Source organism: Clostridium sp. TJA020 (genome assembly GCF_058310295.1).
Genome location: NZ_JBZEFC010000023.1, coordinates 1 through 815 on the forward strand (window position 1 = coordinate 1; position 815 = coordinate 815).

Annotated in this window: 1 pseudogene; it reads right to left on the reverse strand. The window is 24.7% G+C overall.

The window, feature by feature from the left end:
* Window positions 1–519: 519 nt before the first annotated feature.
* Window positions 520–815 (reverse strand): annotated as a pseudogene (murD, locus tag AC4FQ1_RS13120) (UDP-N-acetylmuramoyl-L-alanine--D-glutamate ligase); the annotation flags it as partial.

An 815-nucleotide genomic window follows, 5' to 3' on the forward strand; every position in this document is an offset into this window, starting at 1 on the left:
CAGCGTTCGTCCTGAGCCAGGATCAAACTCTCAATAAAAAGTTTAATCTCGCTCTTAAAACTTACTTGTAAAAAGAATTGCTGGTTCTAAATGTATTTCTATATTCTGTTCAATTTTCAAAGATCTGTGCGGTTTCGTTGACCGCTTTTATATATTAACACTTAAGTTTCTTATTGTCAACAACTTTTTTAAAAAGTTTTTTCAATCAAACTTGAAAGTGTTTTGGTTTGTCGCCATCACCTGACGACGGATATTATAATATCATGATTGTTTTATATCTATTTTTTATAAAATATTCATTTAATTAAATTAATACTATTTTTCTATCATTTTCTTATTATTACTTTTAATTTCTAATCATGATACGCTAGGTACAGTTATCGTTATTTTTGCTCTTTATTGATAAATTTTAATTAATTGTGTTGTAATTTATATAACATAATTAATTAAATTGAATCTTTATTTAATGCAATTTAACTATTAATAAAAAAGAGCTACAAATTTATGTAGCTCTTTTTATTATTTTAATTTATTAACTATCTGTTTGAATTTATCTCCTCTAACCATAAAGTTAGGAAACATATCAAATGACGCACAAGCTGGTGACAATGTAACTATATCTCCACTTTCTGAAATTTCTCTAGCTTTATCAACAGCCTCTTCTAAATTATTAACTTCTATAATTTTTACTTCTATACCTTTTTCTTCTTTTAGTTTATTAAATGCATTTTTTATTTTTTCTTTAGTATCTCCTAATAAAATTAGAGTTTTTATAAATTTATAGCCTTCTTCAGCTAATGGTTTAAATGGAATAT